Here is a 15,971-nt window from a genome sequence, read left to right as displayed (position 1 = left end):
CGCAGGGGAAAGGTTTCCAACCGCATCAGCCGCCATATAGCCGATGGCTATCGGGTTGTGTCTTTGCCGTTTAAAACCCTTGCCGTTTTGTGCCTGCATCGGACATAGGAGTCATAATGCGGTATGAAAGGGAGGCCGTCTGAAAGTTTCAGACGGCCTGTTTTTTACAGCCATTTCCTGCGTGAGAAAAATACCAACAGCCCGACGATAATCGATGCCATCAAACCCAAGACCATAAAATAGCCGTAATGCCAATGCAGCTCGGGCATATTGTCGAAGTTCATGCCGTAAATGCCGGTAATGACGGTCAGCGGCATAAAGATGATGGTGATGACGGTCAGGACGCGCATTTGCTGGTTCATGCGGTTGGATTGGAAGGAAAGGTAGATGTCCATCATGCTCAACACCATATCGCGCGAGGCGTCGAGCGATTCGATAAGCTGCATGTTGTGGTCGTACACGTCGCGCAGATAGACGGTGGACTCGCCTTTGAAAATGGCGAAATCGCCGCGCACGGCAAGCTGATAGAACACGTCGCGCAAAGGCAAGAGCGTGCGGCGCAGGCGGACGGCGTCGCGCTTGAGGCGGTCGATTTTGCCGAGAATGTCGCTGTTTTCATCTTTAAACAGGGATTTGTCTATGGCCTCGACGCGGTTGTTGTACTCTTCCAAAACGATGAAATAGTCGTCCACGATGCGGTCGAGCAGGCAATAGGCGAGAAAGGCGGTGTTTTTACCGAGGATGCCGCGCGGGTTTTCGCTCATTTGGCGGCGCAGCTGGCTGAACAGCCCCAGCGGTTTTTGCTGGAACGACAACACGAAATCCTTGCCGATAATCAGATACACTTGGTCGGAATTCAGTTTGCCGGCGGCGGTGTAGTGGTAAACCTGCGCGGCGATAAACAGATAATTGCCATAGTCTTCGATTTTGGGGCGTTGTTTGCGGCTGAGGATGTCTTCGATGACCAGCTCGTGGATGCCGTAAGGTTCCAGCGTGTATTTGAGCAGCGTGGCGTCGTTGATGCCGACGAAATGCAGCCAGTTGGTCTGCCCCGCTTGCGGGCGGGCGATGTCGGGCAGTTTTTTACCCGCGAGATAATCGTGTTGGGCAAACGTATCGGCGGAATAAAGCGTCTGATGGATGGCAGAACGCGGCGCGTTGTCGGTATTGCTGCGCGGGACGGTTTGGTCTTGCGGGATTTCGGCCTGTTCGGCGGTGTTCGGCTGTTGGCTCATAGGTTTAAAGGATGATGGTTTGAACGGGGAGGCCGTCTGAAATTTGGGAAAGAGCGGTTTACGTTGTTCTCAAAAAGGTTTAAAGATTATCTTTATTCTCAACTTTTCCCGGTTTCCAGCCTGCGCAGGAAAGCGTAACGGGCTGGCATAAGCTGATGATGGCAGCTGTATATTTCTTATTTCGATTCAATATGGTATGCCTTAGTGGGAAACGAAGTTTCTGCGAAGCTAAAATGCAGTTTCTACGAAACTGAAATAAGGTTTATCCACTATAACGGTTAAAAGGCCGTCTGAAAATCAATATTTCGGAATTTTTTTCCGTTTTTATCGTTTTCAGACGGCCTTTTTATGTGCTTAATCCGTATTTGTTTGGATTAATCCAGCTTTTTAAAATGGCGGCGGCGTTCGAGTTCGCTCAGGTAACGCTTGCGCAGACGGATGGATTGCGGCGTAATTTCTACCAGCTCGTCATCGTCGATAAACTCGACCGCGCCTTCTAGCGTCAGCTTAATCGGCGTAGTCAGGCGCACGGCTTCGTCGGTGCCGCTGGCGCGGATGTTGGTGAGTTTTTTACCTTTGAGCGGGTTGACCACCAAATCGTTGTCGCGGCTGTGGATGCCGATAATCATGCCTTCGTAGATTTTGTCGTTGGGCGACACGAACATACGGCCGCGGTCTTCCAGGTTCCACAAGGCATAAGCGACGGCTTCGCCTTGCTCTTGGGAAATCAGTACGCCGTTGTGGCGGCCGGGCATATCGGGTTTCACGGGCGCGTAGTCGTCGAATACGTGGCTCATTAGGCCGACACCGCGCGTCAGGGTCATGAATTCGCCTTGGAAGCCGATTAAGCCGCGCGCGGGAATATGGTATTCGAGGCGGGTACGGCCGTTGCCGTCGCTTTCCATATTGGTCAGTTCGCCGCGGCGGCGGCCGAGTTCTTCCATTACCGCGCCTTGGTTTTCGTCGGGTACGTCCACGGTCAGGTTTTCATAAGGTTCGCATTTTTGACCGTCGATGTCGCGGTACACGACGCGCGGCTTTCCGACTGCCAGTTCAAAGCCTTCGCGGCGCATGTTTTCCAACAAAATGGTCAGGTGCAGTTCGCCGCGTCCGGATACGCGGAATACGTCGGCATCGGCGGTATCTTCCACGCGCAGGGCGACGTTGGTCAGCAATTCTTTTTGCAGGCGGTCGCGGATTTGGCGGCTGGTCACGAATTTGCCTTCGGTACCCGCCAGCGGGCTGGTGTTCACCATAAAGTCCATCGTCAGCGTCGGTTCGTCCACGCTCAACATCGGCAGACCTTTGGGATTGTCTTTGTCGGTGATGGTCACGCCGATACCGATGTCTTCAATACCGGAAATAATCACGATGTCGCCGGCTTCGGCTTCTTCAAGCGGCACGCGTTCCAAACCTTTGAAACCCAAAAGCTGGTTGATGCGGCCTTGGGCGATTTGCTGATCATGGTTCATCACTGCAACGACTTGACCGGGTTTGATACGTCCGTTCAGGATACGGCCGATGCCGAGGCGGCCGGTATAGTTGTCGTAGTCGAGTTGGGAAATTTGCAGTTGTAGCGTTTCGTCCGCGCTGCCGCTCGGTGCGGGCGTATGTTTTAAGATGGTGTCGAACAGCGGACGCATGTCGTTGCTCTCGTCGGTTTCTTCCAGTTTGGCGAAACCGGACAGGCCGGAAGCGTAGACAATCGGGAAGTCCAATTGCTCGTCGGTTGCGCCCAAGTTGTCGAAGAGTTCGAAAGTTTGGTCGATGACCCAGCTCGGACGGGCGGACGGTTTGTCGATTTTATTGATGACGACGATCGGTTTCAGCCCCAAAGCCAAGGCTTTTTTGGTAACGAAACGGGTTTGCGGCATCGGGCCTTCCTGCGCATCCACCAACAATACGACGCAGTCCACCATACCCAAAACGCGCTCCACCTCACCGCCGAAGTCGGCGTGTCCCGGAGTATCGACGATGTTGATGTGGTAGCCTTCGTAATCGATGGCGGTGTTTTTGGCGAGGATGGTAATGCCGCGTTCTTTTTCAAGGTCGTTGCTGTCCATCACGCGCTCGTCAACCTGCTGGTTGGCGCGGAATGTACCGGATTGGCGCAGCAGTTGGTCAACTAATGTGGTTTTGCCGTGGTCGACGTGGGCGATGATGGCGATATTTCGGATTTGTTTCATGATGTTAAGTTATTTGATATTAAATGCGGAAAACTGCGCATTATAGCACTTTCAGATTATTGGGGCGGCATTTTTCCCTGAATCGGTGTAAAGATAATGGCCGCAATATGGCTAATGGTTAAACTATGTAAATAGTAAAATCGATTGAGAGCGTTTATTACTATTAGAAAAAATAAAATATTATTTAAAACATATTGTTATGTAAAATGCAGGGTTGATGTATTGAATTTTACTTCCTGATAATTGTTTGTATTTTAAAAGGAAAGTTGATTTTTGTGGCGGCGGTGCTAGAATTCTCCCCAATTCGAAAGAGCGTGCCGTTTGTAAAAAACAACGGATGCGTACACTCCATTATTATTTGATATAACCCTATTATTTATTTTAGAAAAGGAAAGAAAATGAAAGGCGATAAAGCTGTCATTGATTATATGAACGAACTGTTGGCCGGTGAATTGGCTGCACGCGATCAGTATTTTATCCATTCACGCATGTATGCCGAATGGGGTTTCAACAAACTGTTTGAGCGTTTGAACCACGAAATGGCAGAGGAAACCGAACATGCGGAACAATTCATCCGCCGCATCCTGATGCTGGAAGGTACGCCGACTATGGTTCCCACCGGCCTGAATATCGGCAGCGACTTGGTTTCCATGCTGAAAGCCGACTTGAATACCGAACTTGAGGTTCGTGACGCATTGAAAAAAGGTATCAGACTGTGCGAGGAAAAACAGGATTATGTTACCCGCGACATTATGGTGAAACAGTTGTCCGATACCGAAGAAGATCATGCCCACTGGTTGGAACAGCAGTTGCGCCTGATTGAAATGATGGGATTGGAAAATTATAAACAAAGCCAACTGTAATAACGGCGGAAAGGAAATTCTATGCAAGGCGACCGTACCGTTATCCGCGAGCTGAATAAAAACCTCGGCCTGCTTTTGGTAACCATCAACCAATATTTCCTCCATGCCCGCATTCTGAAAAACTGGGGGGTGGAAGAACTTTCGGAACACTTTTACAAACAGTCGATTCGCGAAATGAAATCGGCCGATGCCCTGATTGAGCGCATCCTGATGTTGGAAGGCCTGCCCAATCTGCAGGAACTGGGCAAGCTGCTGATCGGTGAAAATACCGAAGAAATCATCAAATGCGATTTGGCCAAAGAAGAAGAAAAACACGCCGCACTGGCTGCCGCCATCGCAGCGTGCGAAGCACAGCAGGATTATGTCAGCCGTGCTTTGTTGGAAAAACAAAAAGACATCAACGAAGAGCACATCGACTGGCTGGAAACCCAGCAGGAACTGATTGCCAAAATGGGTCTGAAAAACTATATCCAACTCGGGGCGCAAGAGGACTAAAACACAAATCACTACCAAATACAGCAGTTCTCTGTTGCCGTAACGGCATACCGCAAAACGGTATGCCGTTTTTTTTTGGCGTATATGGCGCTATCCTTTATCATTTGCCACTTTGAAATATACAGTCAGGAGCATGTTATGAGCCATATATTCCTTAACAGCCAATCAATACGGGCAAACAATATTTTCTGTATCGGACGCAACTATGTCGCCCACATTGCCGAACTCGGCAACGAAACACCGGGCGAACCACTGGTTTTCCTAAAGCCTAACAGTGCCATCCTCAACAGCGGGAGTGAAATCCGCCTTCCTTCATTCAGCGGCAATGTACATTATGAGGCCGAGCTGGTTTTGCTGATCGGCAGCGATGCGGAAAGCCTTGCAGAAGGGCACGAGTTGGACATTGTAGCCGGTTATGCCGTCGGGCTGGATTTGACCGCCCGCGATATTCAGGACGAACTCAAAAGCAAGGGATGGCCGTGGACGAAGGCCAAAGGTTTCAAGGGGGCGGCCTGCCTGTCGGCATTTGTTCCTGCCGCCCATTTACCCGACCCGATGCACTGCACATTCGATTTTTATATCAACGGCGAGTTACGCCAGCACGGCGACACCGCATTGATGATTTACGACCTGCCCGTGATTTTGCGCGGTTTGGCAGAAACGTACCGCCTGCGGCAGGGGGATTTAATCTTTACCGGAACGCCCCGCGGTGTAGGCAGATTGAACCCGGGCGACCAACTGGCCTTGGACTTGGCCGGTTTGGTAAAGGCAGAATTTACCGTTTCGGTCTGACCATTCATATGCTCGGCTTTATAAAGGCCGTCTGAAAACAAGTGGTACGAGTTTTCAGACGGCCTCAAATTTCTGTTTTGACAAATCTTCACGCTTGCCCTAATATCTGCCGCTTAACATTTCTTAGCTTTAAATAACGATAGGAGAATTTATGCAAGCTACAGAATTGGCGATCAACAGTTACTACACCTTGATTGCCGCCACCATCGTTTTGCTGTTGGGTAGATTTCTGGTACAGAAAATCAAATTCCTACAGGATTTCAATATTCCCGAACCTGTGGCAGGAGGTTTGTTGGCGGCGGTGTTAATTACCGTAATACACTCGTTTACCGGATACAGCTTAAAGTTTGAAAAGCCGCTGCAAGATGCCTTTATGCTGATTTTCTTCTCATCCATCGGCTTGAGCGCAGACTTTTCCCGTTTGAAAGCGGGCGGTTTGCCGCTGGTTATTTTTACCGCTATTGTAGGGGCGTTTATTTTCGTACAGAACGTAGTCGGTGTCGGCTTGGCTAAAGTATTGGACATTCATCCCGCCATCGGCTTGATTACCGGCTCGATTACCCTGACCGGCGGACACGGTACGGCGGGTGCGTGGGGGCCGACTTTGGAAAAAGAATTCGGTATAGTCGGTGCGACAGGTTTGGGTATTGCCGCCGCCACTTTCGGTTTGGTATTCGGCGGTTTAATCGGCGGCCCAGTTGCACGCCGCCTGATTAATAAGCAGGGCCGTGCGAAAATTGTGCGCGATGGTGCGCAGGCGGATAACTATCAGTCCGACGACGCGTTCGAGAGCCATGGCAAAACCCGCCTGATTACTGCGGATTCCGCTGTTGAAACATTGGCCATGTTCGCCGCCTGTTTGGCGTTTGCCGAAGTCATCAAAGCGTATCAGATTGACGAACAATACTTCTACAAGCTGCCGAAATTTGTTTTGTGCCTGTTTGCCGGCGTGATACTGCGCAACGTACTGACCTTGGTCTTCAAACGCGATATGTTCGACCGTGCGGTAGACGTGTTCGGTAACGCTTCGTTATCCCTGTTTTTGGCCATTGCCCTGTTAGACTTGAAACTGTGGCAATTGACCGGCATGGCCGGATCGGTAACCGTTATTTTGGCGGTACAGACAGTGGTAATGATTTTGTACGCAACTTTTGTAACCTATGTTTTGATGGGTCGCGATTACGATGCCGCCGTCTTGTCCGCCGGACACTGCGGTTTCGGCTTGGGTGCAACGCCGACGGCCGTAGCCAATATGCAGTCCATTACCCAGAGTTTCGGCCCGTCGCACAAAGCCTTCCTGATTGTGCCTATGGTGGGCGCATTCTTCGTGGATATTATTAACGCCTTGATTTTGTCGGGCTTTGTCGAATTCCTAAAGAAATAATCTGTAAAGCAATGCTAAAAGCACCTGTTCCGGCTTACCCCCGGCAGGTGCTTTTGTTATGATGGCACGTCGTTGCCGAGACGTTTTCAGACGGCCTCCCCCGCACAGGAGGCCGTCTGAAAGGATAATGACGCACAGGCATTTGCAGGCTTTGCCGCATCGGCACAGTCATGCACCTATTCGGAAAGGAAACATCATGACCGTTAAACGCTACACCGCCTTATCGGCCGCCGCCGTGATTTTGCTGTTGGCCGCCTGCGGTAAAAAAGAGCAGCCGCAGCCGGAAGATTTGGCTTGCGGTGATCCCGCCGTGATTCAAAACATCCAAAACAATTTGCAGCAGGCCGTCAAAGAGCAGGCGCGGACGTTCGCCAAAAACGACACACGCGGATTTGTCGATGCGGATAAAGTCATTGCCGCCGCTGCAGAGCTGACAATCACCCTAAATAACCCGCAACAGGACAACAGCGGCACCAAGCCTTATTGCCAGGCCGATTTGTCTATCACAATCTCTCCGGATACTTTAAAAACCGCCCAAACCAACGCCCCCTTGCTTTATGGCGATAAAACGCTGGCCAAAGTAATCGGCGAGCGCACCGGCATCGGTTCGCTGACATACAAAGAAAACGGCATACTGGGCCAAACCCTCAAATACACGCCCGCCAAAGATGAAAAAGGCAGTTTTTCCATCACTTATGCCGACAACGGATTGGATAACGCCGCCAACGCATTATCTGCCGCCTTGCTGCCTTACGGTATCAAAAGCCTGCTGCTGATAGACGGCAAGGTCGTCCGTTTGGAAGACGCGCTCAAGCAAGTGAAAGAGGGCGGGAAGATTGAGGTAGTCGAAGAAACGGCATCCGAACCTGAAGCCGCCTCTTCGGCAACGGCCGACCCGATGCCCGAAGTGCTGACGCCTCCGGCCAAAAACGAAGAACCGCCCCCTCCGGGCGTGTCGGATGAAGAGTTGGAGCAGGCACACAGCGATTACCGTGCGGCAGACCGTGAAATCAACAATGTCTGGAGGGATTTGGACAGCGTGATCCAGCAAGGGCTGCGCGACGAGCAGCGCGAGTGGATCAACCGTAAAAACGCGGCCTGTCGCCGCGCGGCCGCCCAAGCCGACAGTCCGGAGCGTGCCGAATATCTGCGGCTGCAATGCGACAGCCGCCAGACCCGCGAACGCATCCAATACCTGCGCGACTACAGCGTGCAGTAAGCCTGCATAACACAGGCCGTCTGAAAATGTTTTGCTGCATCAGCGGATATTTTCAGACGGCCTTTTTATGTTTGCTGCTGTGACGGAGGCGGGTTCCGCAAGGCTTGCAGGTTTACGCTTAACTTCCTTCGTGCAGCCGTTCGGGCAATTTGCCGTCTTTGCCGAATTCGGCCAGTGTGCCGCCTATATCGAACCAAACCTGTTGGTTTGGTTCTTCGCCGTCGTGGTCGAGATGCCATGCCGCCCAAGTGTAGACGCCGTGCAGTTCATGGATTTGGCCGCCGTCTGATACATGGAGGCAGAATTCAAAGGCCGTGGCGGTGCGGTTCAGGATGATGGCATCCGGGTTGTCGGGCGAGCGTGTGCCGACGGTAAGCCAATCGGGTTCGGAAGTAACGGCAAAATCAATCAGGCGGCTGTCGGCCACTTGTTCGTGCAGGATGTTTTCGACGCTGCTGCGGATTTCTTCATAGGGTTCGGCGGCCGGCCGTTGCAGCATATGGCGGGTATCGCCGAGTGCTTGGAAGTTGTCGGTCATGGTCGTTGTTTTCAATGATTTGATCAACGCGGCAGAGGTGCGTTTGGGGGAAGCCATCTGCGGTTGTAGAAATTTTACCGGCAGGGTAGGTTTGTGTACGTAATTACTTGCTGTAGTTTCGTACCACTTTTATTTTCAGACGGCCGCCTTGTTTTGGTTTCGCAGAAACTCGGTTTTCAGACGGCCGCCTTATTTTGGTTTCGTAGAAACTCGGCTTCATGGCGGATGCCTCGTTTTCAGACGGCCTTAGGATGAAGAAGCACAGTCGGCAAATTGCGCCCAAACGGGAGCGTGGTCGCTGGGTCGTTCCAAGGCACGGGTGTCGTAATCCACCTGCACGTCTTGTAAGGCGGATACCATCGCACGGCTGGTCAGGATGTGGTCGATGCGCAGCCCTTGCTTGCGTTGGAACATCGCGCCGCGATAGTCAAACCAAGTATAAAACGCGCCTTCGGGATGGATTTGGCGCAGGCTGTCGGTCAAGCCCAAATCCAATAAATTTTGGAACCACTGTCTCTCGATGGACGAGCAGAGGATTTTTTCATGCCATTTTTCGGGCGCGTAGCAGTCGGCATCGGCGGGCGCGATGTTGAAATCGCCCAGCAGGACCAGGTTTTCATGTCGGGACAATTCGTTGCGGAGAAATTCGGTCAGAGCGGCAAACCATTGTTCTTTATAGTGGAATTTCGGGCTATCTAGGGCTTCTCCGTTGACGCAATAGACATTGACGATGCGCACGCCGTTGACGGTGGCGGCGATGACGCGGCGTTGCGGGTCGTCGGGCAGGGCGGGCAGGCCGGTGTGTACGTCCTGCGGTTCGCCGCGGCTGATGATGGCGACGCCGTTGTAGGTTTTTTGTCCGCTCCAAACGCTGTGCCAGCCCATCATTTGCAGGGCGGCGGCGGGGAATTTGTCTTGGTCGAGTTTGAGTTCCTGCAGGGCGAGGATGTCGGGCTGATGGTCGGCCAGCCAGTTTTGCACTTGCGGCAGGCGCACGTTGAGGGAATTGACGTTCCAAGTCGCGATTTTCATGTTGTGTTCCGAATGGGATGAAATGGGAAAGGCCGTCTGAAAAATCCTCCGACGGCCGGAATGGGGAATCAGCGGTCGAGGCAGAAGCCGCTCAATACTTCGAGTATGGTGCGGGCTTCTTCCGATTTCAGGCGGTATTGCAATACGCGGTGGTAACGGGTGTAGTCGATGAGGCCGGCACTGCGCAGTTTCGATAAATGGTTGGACAGCGCGGTTTGGTTGATGTCGAGTGCTTCCACCAGTTCGCCTACGTTGTGTTCGCTTTCGACCAGCAGGCAGAGAATCATCAGCCTGTGGGGGTGCGCCATCAGTTTGAGCATTTCGGCCACATGCTCGGCATTGCGCATGGGGGTGTTTTGATTGTCGGCATTTGTCGGATTCAGACGCCGCAGGTTTGTATTTATGGATTTCATGTGTGGGATTTTAATTGGGATTGGCTCTCGAAACAATCAGATTGTGCGATGAATAATTGATGTTATTGAGAAAATTTAAACATCATTGCTTGATGCGGATTGATTTTTTCCGCCGTATTGCCGCTTTTCGATGCGGGAGGGTGATTTTTGCAGGTGTCCGAAACAGGGCGGGAGGCTGCGGTGCAGGGTTTGCGGTAGGTTTGGACGGGTGTCAATCCGCTATACGGAAGGTTTTCAGCATACCTGTTCCGCCGCCTCTTTTTTCAGACGGCCTTTGGGCCAAATGTGTTTACAGCGCGCCCAAAGCCAGTCCTTGCGTGAAGCCGCGCAGGGCGAAGGAGCGGAGGTTGTCCGGTTCGAGCAGGGTCAGGCAGACCAGTTCGTCGCCTTGCGTGTGGCCGGGGTTGCGGCTGCGGAAGAAGCGCGATTCGGGGTTGTCGGCGGTTTTCTCGTTCAGCCATTCGTTTTTCAGGTGGCCTTGCGATTCGGGATAGCGGATGAGGCCGCTTTCCGGCAGGTAGTGCCGGCCGAAACGGGCGGCGGCGAGGTGGTCGATCAGGCTTTGCGTTTCGGGCGGGGTGGGATAGCGGCGGTTGGGGTAGTAGGTTTTGCTGAAGACGTTTAGGTAGCGGTAGGTACGGTCGCCTTTGACGATGAGCAACCAGTACAGGGGGAGGTCGGGTTGTCGGGCGTTGATGCGTCCGGCCAGGCAGCACCAGGCCAGCGGCAGGGTTTGTTCGCCCCAAAAACGGTGGTCGATGATGGTGTCGCCGGAAAAGAGGGCGCGGCCGCTGCGGCCGAGGTGGGTGAAGGGGATGACTTTGAGGGTGGTGAAACCGCGGGTTTCGCCGTTTTCGTCTTCCAGCAGGAGGATGTGGTCTTTTTCCAGCAGGTCGCGGCGGAAGAGTTCGGGCGAGGTGCCGCCATAATAGCGGGCGTAGAGGCCGTAGAGGCCGCCGACGGCTGCTTCGGTCAGTTCGGACGGGGGGGCGGTGCGGGTGGTCAGTTTGTTCATGGCAGTTTCCGGGTCAGGCAGATGAGCCAGATGGCAAGGAGGGAGACCAGTAATGCGGTGGCGGCCTGGTTGGCGAAGTGGGGGGCTTCCCAGCCGATAAACCATAGTCTGGCGTGGGGATGGTTTTGGTTGAAGGCGGAAATGTAGTTGGCAAACCAGGCTTCGGCGGCAAACATGGCGGCCATGATGCCGAGGTTGGCGGCGAGCAGGCGGGGTTGTTCGCGGCGGCACCACAGGCCGAGGGGCAGCAGCAGGGCGAGGCTGAACAGGTCGTGGATGATACCGTAACCGTATTTCCAAGTGTTGGTGCCGTACATGAGCAGGATTTCAATCAGTCCGCGTGCCAGCATGGGCAGCCAAAAGAGCAGGTAGGCGGTTTTCAGACGGCCTGATACGGCGGACGAGCTGAAAACCAGCGGCGGCAGGATCAGCCAGTATAAGACGGTCATGCCCAGCCACAAGGCTTTCGGCAGGGCGATGCTGCCGCCGTTTGCGGCAAAACCGTTCTGCCACAGGTAAAAACCGAGGGCGGCGGCCAAGGCGGAGAGGGAGGCCGTCTGAAAGGCGCGTTTCACAGGTGCAGTTCCTGTTCGCGCACCACGCCTGCGGGTTGCGGTTCGCCGCCTTCGGCCAGCGTTTTGCGCCAGCCGGTGATTTCGGGCATCAACAGGTCTGCCGCGCTGTTGCAGAAGCGCGCCCGTCCGCCGAAGCGGTCGATATTGTCGCGCTGCTTCTGCATCATATTGACGTCCTGCCTGATAATCAGGTGCGACAGCGGTTCGAACAGCAGGCGTATCAGGCCGTTCAGACGGCCGAATTTGTAGCTGATGACGGTGTGGACTTCGGTGGTGTTTTCATCAAGCGGCGTGCAGGACGAGGTAACGATGTAGTGTTTGCCGTCTGAAAAACGGTAGTTCACCTGCGATGTGGACGGGGCGATGAAGCGGTCGGTGTGGCTCATCCGTGTTTCGCTGTTTTGCAGCAGCCGCCACACCAGGCTTTTTTCGCGCGGCTCGTCCGCATATTCGATTTGCGCGCCGTCGGCATTGCGTCGCAACAGGGCGCGGACGGGTTTGCCGGTGGGAGCGCGGAACCACGAATCGTGTACATAAACCGCGTGCGGGCAGTCTAAAAAGTTTTCCAAACACCAATCCACGGGCGCGGCAAAACGGGTTTTCATACGGAAGGTGGTGTAACCCGCTTCGCCGAGGCAGGAAAACCGCAGCGGGGCGGGCATCGCCGGCTCGCCTATGCACAGCCAGACATAGCCGTCCTGCGCCATACAGTGCACCGCGGGCACATGCACATCGGGCGTTTCGCCGCAGCACAGCGCGGGAATCGAATCCAGCCTGCCGCCGCCGTCAAACGACCAGCCGTGATAGGCGCATTGCAAACAGCCTTTTTCGTTTACCTTGCCGATGGAAAGCGGCACGTTTCGGTGCGGGCAGCAGTCGAGCAGGGCGGCATAACGTCCTCCGCCCTGATGAAAAACGGCATAGTGGCGGCCGAACAGCCTGACTGCCTGCGGCTTTTTCCGTACCGCGCGTTCTGTGGCGGCGATGTACCAGTAATTGTGCAGGCCGTCGGCGGCCGGAGGAGTGGTCATGTGGTTTTCCTTATTGATGATTTTCCGATAGCTTCAAGCCGTCATTATCCTATTTTCAGGCCGTCTGAAAAAGGGATAAGCGGCGTTTTCGGAAAAGGGGCCGAGATCTTTGCAAAATTCCCCAAAATCCCCTAAATTCCTACCAAAACATTTAGGGGATTTCCCATGAGCACCTTCTTCCGGCAAACCGCACAAGCCATGATTGCCAAACACATCGACCGCTTCCCACTATTGAAGTTGGATCAGGTGATTGATTGGCAACCGATCGAACAGTACCTGAACCGTCAAAGAACCCGTTACCTTCGAGACCACCGCGGCCGTCCCGCCTATCCCCTGTTGTCCATGTTCAAAGCCGTCCTGCTCGGACAATGGCACAGCCTCTCCGATCCCGAACTCGAACACAGCCTCATCACCCGCATCGATTTCAACCTGTTTTGCCGCTTTGACGAGTTGAGCATCCCCGATTACAGCACCTTATGCCGCTACCGCAACTGGCTGGCGCAAGACGACACCCTGTCCGAATTGCTGGAACTGATTAACCGCCAACTGACCGAAAAAAACCTAAAAGTAGAGAAAGCATCCGCCGCCGTCATTAACGCCACCATTATTCAGACCGCCGGCAGCAAACAGCGTCAGGCCATAGAAGTCGATGAAGAAGGACAAGTCAGCGGCCAAACCACACCGAGTAAAGATAAAGATGCCCGTTGGACAAAGAAAAACGGCCTCTACAGACTCGGTTACAAACAACATACCCGTACCGATGAGGAAGGCTATATCGAGAAACTGCACATCACCCCCGCCAATACCCATGAGTGCAACCATCTGTCCCCTTTGTTGGAAGGCCTAACCGAAGGTACGACCGTCTATGCCGACAAAGGCTATGACAGTAAGGAAAACCGACAACATCTGGAAGAGCATCGGCTGCAGGACGGCATTATGCGCAAAGCCCACCGCAAACATCCGCTGACGGAAGCGCAAACCAAACGCAACCGATATTTGTCGAAAACCCGTTATGTGGTCGAACAAAGCTTCGGTACGCTGCACCGTAAATTCCGCTACGCCCGGGCAGCCTATTTTGGTCTGCTCAAAGTAAGCGCGCAAAGCCATCTGAAGGCGATGTGTTTGAACCTGTTGAAAGCGGCTAACAGGCTAAGTGTGCCTGTTGCTGCCTAAAAGGCGGCCCGGATGCCTGATTATCGGGTATCAGGGGAGGATTAAGGGGGTATTTGGGTAAAATTAGGAGTGATTGGGGGAGAAAACAGCCGAAAACCTGTTTTTGGGTTTCGGTTGTTGGAGGAAAAGAAATTTTGCAAAGGTCTCTGCCTCTTGCGTTGAAGTTTTCCAACCCCCGCCCGATACGTTTCCGATACGTTTTTTGTTATAATCATCCCGATTCCTGTTTATATATATTTCAAAATGTTCAAACGCTTCCCTTTATTTTTCCTCTGTGCCGTGCTGTTTTCGGGCTGCGCCACTCATCCCAAGCACACCCCCGCCGCCGTGGAAACCGCCGAAACGCTCGGTCTGCCCGCCAGCTCGCAGCCGCCGATTGCGCCGCAATGGTGGCGTGCGCTCAACGATGCCAAGCTCGACGGCCTGATTGACACCGCCCTTGCGCGTTCGCCCGATTTGGCGGCGGCGCAGGCGCGTTTGCGGCAGGCGCAGGCGGGGGCGGATTTGGCGGATTCGCAGCGCGGCGTAAAGATTGGATTGGGGCTGAGCGGCGCACTGCTGCACCGCGACGGCGTAAACGAGCGCGAGAAGCCCGAACTCATCAGCGATTTGGAAAAGCGGCTGCTGGGCGACCACGGCACCAATATCACTTATGAATCGCTGCAACTGCAAGGGCAATGGTCGCCCGATGTGTTCGGCAAATACAAGCACCAGCTGGAAGCTGCGCTGGGGCAGCAACGCGCCGTGGAATACGAAATCGCGCAGACGCGGCTGCTGCTGGCGCAGGGCGTGGCGACATATTACCGCCAATGGCAGTTGCTGCTGGAAACGCGGCAGCGCGTGGCGCAGCGGGCGCAGTTGAACCGCGAGCGCGAGCAGGTGGTGCGCGAACTCATCCGCGCCGGACAGGTCGCGCCGAGCAGGCTCTATGCGGTACAGCAAGGCAACAGCCGTTTTCAGGCTGCCTTGTCGGATTTGGACGGCAACATTGCCCAAGTGCGCCACGCGCTTGCCGCGCTGACAGGACAACCGGCGCAGGCGTTGGACAACTTCGCGCCCAACCCCGCCGCCAACACCCCCGCGCCGCCCGTGTCGCAGCTCACCGCCGACTTGCTCGGCAAACGCCCCGATTTGGCGGCGCAGCGCGAGGCACTGACCGCCCGCCGCCATTTAGTTGCCAGCGCGAAAACCGAGTTTTATCCGAACATTACGATTAAAGCGTTGGCAGGCTTGTCTAACGTGGAAATCGGCAACCTGCCGCATTCCTCGTCATGGATGGCGGGGCTGCTGCCCAGCGTGAGCCTGCCGATTTTCACCTCTGGCGCATTGCGGGCGAACCTGTCGCGCAAGGAAGCCGAGTTTGACGAGCAGGCGGCGCGTTACAACAAAAACGTTTACACCGCCCTGCGCGAGGCGGCAGATGCGCTGACGCAATACGAAACCGCTGCCGCAGCCGTGCGCGACCAAACCGAGATGACCGCGCTGGCCCGCAAAAACGCCGCCGCCGCGCAAAGCCGCTACCGCGCGGGGCTGGACAACAAGCTTGACTGGCTCGCCGCGCAGGACGAAACCCTGCAAAACGAAGCGCAACTGGCGCAGGCACAGGCGAAGCTATTTACCGCGTGGCTGGCGTTAAATACCGCCTTTGGCGGAGGTTTTGCGGCGGACAAATAAGGTGTAGAAATCCCTAGCGTTGTTTACAGTATTTCCAGGAGAATACTGACATGAACATGCACAAAAACACCCGCCTCACCCCACACCACCGCCAAGCCATTTGGCTGGCCTACACATAGGAGAAGGAGAGCGTCACCTCCCTGGCCCGCCGTTACCAAGTCAGCCGCGTCACCATCTATCGCGCACTTAAGGCCGCAAGGGGCAGGCTGCTCAAACCCCAAACCAGCACCAACAACCGTTTCAAACAGGCAAAGTACGGAATGAAACGTCTGGCCAAGGTAGAACGCAGCATTCAGGAAAAACTCAAAAAGCAGGCCAAACGCTACAACAAGTCCTATCCCGGCGA

15 protein-coding genes and 1 pseudogene are annotated in these 15,971 nt (G+C 54.3%); 8 read left to right on the top strand and 8 right to left on the bottom strand.

Features of this window, described 5'->3' with window-relative positions; all coding sequences use genetic code 11:
- Nucleotides 1-164 precede the first annotated feature (164 nt).
- Nucleotides 165-1,235: a magnesium/cobalt transporter CorA gene (corA, locus tag ACTHSL_RS04235; protein ID WP_440380461.1), complete on the bottom strand. Its 1,071-nt coding sequence runs from the start codon at nt 1,233-1,235 to the stop codon at nt 165-167.
- A gap of 374 nt (nt 1,236-1,609) precedes the next feature.
- Nucleotides 1,610-3,421 (bottom strand): translational GTPase TypA, encoded by a 1,812-nt coding sequence (gene typA, locus ACTHSL_RS04230; RefSeq protein WP_003765802.1) that lies wholly within the window; start codon nt 3,419-3,421, stop codon nt 1,610-1,612.
- Nucleotides 3,422-3,819: 398 nt separating this feature from the next.
- Here typA and bfr (ACTHSL_RS04225) point away from each other — a divergent pair, with 398 nt between their 5' ends.
- The 5 genes from bfr (ACTHSL_RS04225) (at nt 3,820) to ACTHSL_RS04205 (ending at nt 8,174) form a co-directional block, all read left to right on the top strand.
- Nucleotides 3,820-4,284, top strand: a complete 465-nt coding sequence (gene bfr / locus ACTHSL_RS04225) for a bacterioferritin (protein ID WP_049249018.1) — start codon at nt 3,820-3,822, stop codon at nt 4,282-4,284.
- Nucleotides 4,285-4,305: 21 nt separating this feature from the next.
- Complete coding sequence (gene bfr / locus ACTHSL_RS04220; RefSeq protein WP_214038625.1) at nt 4,306-4,779, top strand: bacterioferritin; 474 nt, start codon at nt 4,306-4,308, stop codon at nt 4,777-4,779.
- Between the two features lie 138 nt (nt 4,780-4,917).
- Nucleotides 4,918-5,571 (top strand): fumarylacetoacetate hydrolase family protein, encoded by a 654-nt coding sequence (locus ACTHSL_RS04215; protein WP_440380460.1) that lies wholly within the window; start codon nt 4,918-4,920, stop codon nt 5,569-5,571.
- A 151-nt stretch (nt 5,572-5,722) separates the two neighbouring features.
- Nucleotides 5,723-6,955: a sodium/glutamate symporter gene (gene gltS / locus ACTHSL_RS04210; protein WP_440380459.1), complete on the top strand. Its 1,233-nt coding sequence runs from the start codon at nt 5,723-5,725 to the stop codon at nt 6,953-6,955.
- A gap of 196 nt (nt 6,956-7,151) precedes the next feature.
- Entirely contained in the window at nt 7,152-8,174 is a 1,023-nt protein-coding gene (locus ACTHSL_RS04205) for a lysozyme inhibitor LprI family protein (RefSeq protein WP_440380458.1), read from the top strand.
- A 118-nt stretch (nt 8,175-8,292) separates the two neighbouring features.
- Here the strand turns inward: ACTHSL_RS04205 and ACTHSL_RS04200 are convergent, their stop codons facing one another.
- The 6 genes from ACTHSL_RS04200 to ACTHSL_RS04175 all read right to left on the bottom strand — a co-directional run bounded on the left by ACTHSL_RS04200 (nt 8,293) and on the right by ACTHSL_RS04175 (nt 12,778).
- Entirely contained in the window at nt 8,293-8,769 is a 477-nt protein-coding gene (locus tag ACTHSL_RS04200; protein WP_440380457.1) for a hypothetical protein, read from the bottom strand.
- Nucleotides 8,770-8,958: 189 nt separating this feature from the next.
- Nucleotides 8,959-9,744 (bottom strand): exodeoxyribonuclease III, encoded by a 786-nt coding sequence (gene xth, locus ACTHSL_RS04195; protein ID WP_440380456.1) that lies wholly within the window; start codon nt 9,742-9,744, stop codon nt 8,959-8,961.
- Nucleotides 9,745-9,812: 68 nt separating this feature from the next.
- Nucleotides 9,813-10,091, bottom strand: a complete 279-nt coding sequence (locus ACTHSL_RS04190) for an ArsR/SmtB family transcription factor (RefSeq protein WP_003774674.1) — start codon at nt 10,089-10,091, stop codon at nt 9,813-9,815.
- A 355-nt stretch (nt 10,092-10,446) separates the two neighbouring features.
- Nucleotides 10,447-11,172 (bottom strand): hypothetical protein, encoded by a 726-nt coding sequence (locus tag ACTHSL_RS04185; protein WP_440380455.1) that lies wholly within the window; start codon nt 11,170-11,172, stop codon nt 10,447-10,449.
- The gene (locus ACTHSL_RS04180) at nt 11,169-11,747 is read right to left on the bottom strand and encodes a hypothetical protein (protein ID WP_070453720.1); all 579 of its coding nucleotides are present in this window, start codon (nt 11,745-11,747) and stop codon (nt 11,169-11,171) included. Before ACTHSL_RS04180 ends, ACTHSL_RS04185 begins: the two co-directional genes overlap by 4 nt.
- Nucleotides 11,744-12,778, bottom strand: coding sequence for a Rieske 2Fe-2S domain-containing protein (locus ACTHSL_RS04175; RefSeq protein ID WP_440380454.1), 1,035 nt, complete (start codon nt 12,776-12,778; stop codon nt 11,744-11,746). Before ACTHSL_RS04175 ends, ACTHSL_RS04180 begins: the two co-directional genes overlap by 4 nt.
- A 165-nt stretch (nt 12,779-12,943) precedes the next feature.
- Here ACTHSL_RS04175 and ACTHSL_RS04170 point away from each other — a divergent pair, with 165 nt between their 5' ends.
- The 3 genes and pseudogenes from ACTHSL_RS04170 to ACTHSL_RS04160 all read left to right on the top strand — a co-directional run.
- On the top strand, nt 12,944-13,951 hold the full coding sequence (locus tag ACTHSL_RS04170; protein WP_440380453.1) for an IS5 family transposase: 1,008 nt from the start codon (nt 12,944-12,946) through the stop codon (nt 13,949-13,951).
- A 243-nt stretch (nt 13,952-14,194) separates the two neighbouring features.
- Entirely contained in the window at nt 14,195-15,625 is a 1,431-nt protein-coding gene (locus ACTHSL_RS04165; protein WP_440380452.1) for an efflux transporter outer membrane subunit, read from the top strand.
- 50 nt (nt 15,626-15,675) lie between these two features.
- Nucleotides 15,676-15,971 (top strand): annotated as a pseudogene (locus tag ACTHSL_RS04160) (IS481 family transposase); the annotation flags it as partial.

Origin of the sequence: Neisseria sp. P0008.S010 (genome assembly GCF_051962715.1) — a bacterium.
GTDB classification, from domain to species: Bacteria; Pseudomonadota; Gammaproteobacteria; order Burkholderiales; family Neisseriaceae; genus Neisseria; species Neisseria elongata.
The sequence above is the reverse complement of the archived record's forward strand: the minus strand, read 5'-3'. Positions and strand labels throughout refer to the sequence as shown.

Bases quoted from the DNA above. Each gene is read 5' to 3' on its own strand.
- typA (WP_003765802.1), bottom strand. From the start codon at position 3,421: ATGAAACAAATCCGAAATATCGCCATCATCGCCCACGTCGACCACGGC.
- ACTHSL_RS04215 (WP_440380460.1), top strand. From the start codon at position 4,918: ATGAGCCATATATTCCTTAACAGCCAATCAATACGGGCAAACAATATT.
- ACTHSL_RS04175 (WP_440380454.1), bottom strand. From the start codon at position 12,778: ATGACCACTCCTCCGGCCGCCGACGGCCTGCACAATTACTGGTACATC.
- bfr (WP_049249018.1), top strand. From the start codon at position 3,820: ATGAAAGGCGATAAAGCTGTCATTGATTATATGAACGAACTGTTGGCC.
- ACTHSL_RS04185 (WP_440380455.1), bottom strand. From the start codon at position 11,172: ATGAACAAACTGACCACCCGCACCGCCCCCCCGTCCGAACTGACCGAA.
- ACTHSL_RS04165 (WP_440380452.1), top strand. From the start codon at position 14,195: ATGTTCAAACGCTTCCCTTTATTTTTCCTCTGTGCCGTGCTGTTTTCG.
- ACTHSL_RS04190 (WP_003774674.1), bottom strand. From the start codon at position 10,091: ATGCGCAATGCCGAGCATGTGGCCGAAATGCTCAAACTGATGGCGCAC.
- gltS (WP_440380459.1), top strand. From the start codon at position 5,723: ATGCAAGCTACAGAATTGGCGATCAACAGTTACTACACCTTGATTGCC.
- ACTHSL_RS04205 (WP_440380458.1), top strand. From the start codon at position 7,152: ATGACCGTTAAACGCTACACCGCCTTATCGGCCGCCGCCGTGATTTTG.
- ACTHSL_RS04170 (WP_440380453.1), top strand. From the start codon at position 12,944: ATGAGCACCTTCTTCCGGCAAACCGCACAAGCCATGATTGCCAAACAC.
- ACTHSL_RS04200 (WP_440380457.1), bottom strand. From the start codon at position 8,769: ATGGCTTCCCCCAAACGCACCTCTGCCGCGTTGATCAAATCATTGAAA.
- corA (WP_440380461.1), bottom strand. From the start codon at position 1,235: ATGAGCCAACAGCCGAACACCGCCGAACAGGCCGAAATCCCGCAAGAC.
- xth (WP_440380456.1), bottom strand. From the start codon at position 9,744: ATGAAAATCGCGACTTGGAACGTCAATTCCCTCAACGTGCGCCTGCCG.
- bfr (WP_214038625.1), top strand. From the start codon at position 4,306: ATGCAAGGCGACCGTACCGTTATCCGCGAGCTGAATAAAAACCTCGGC.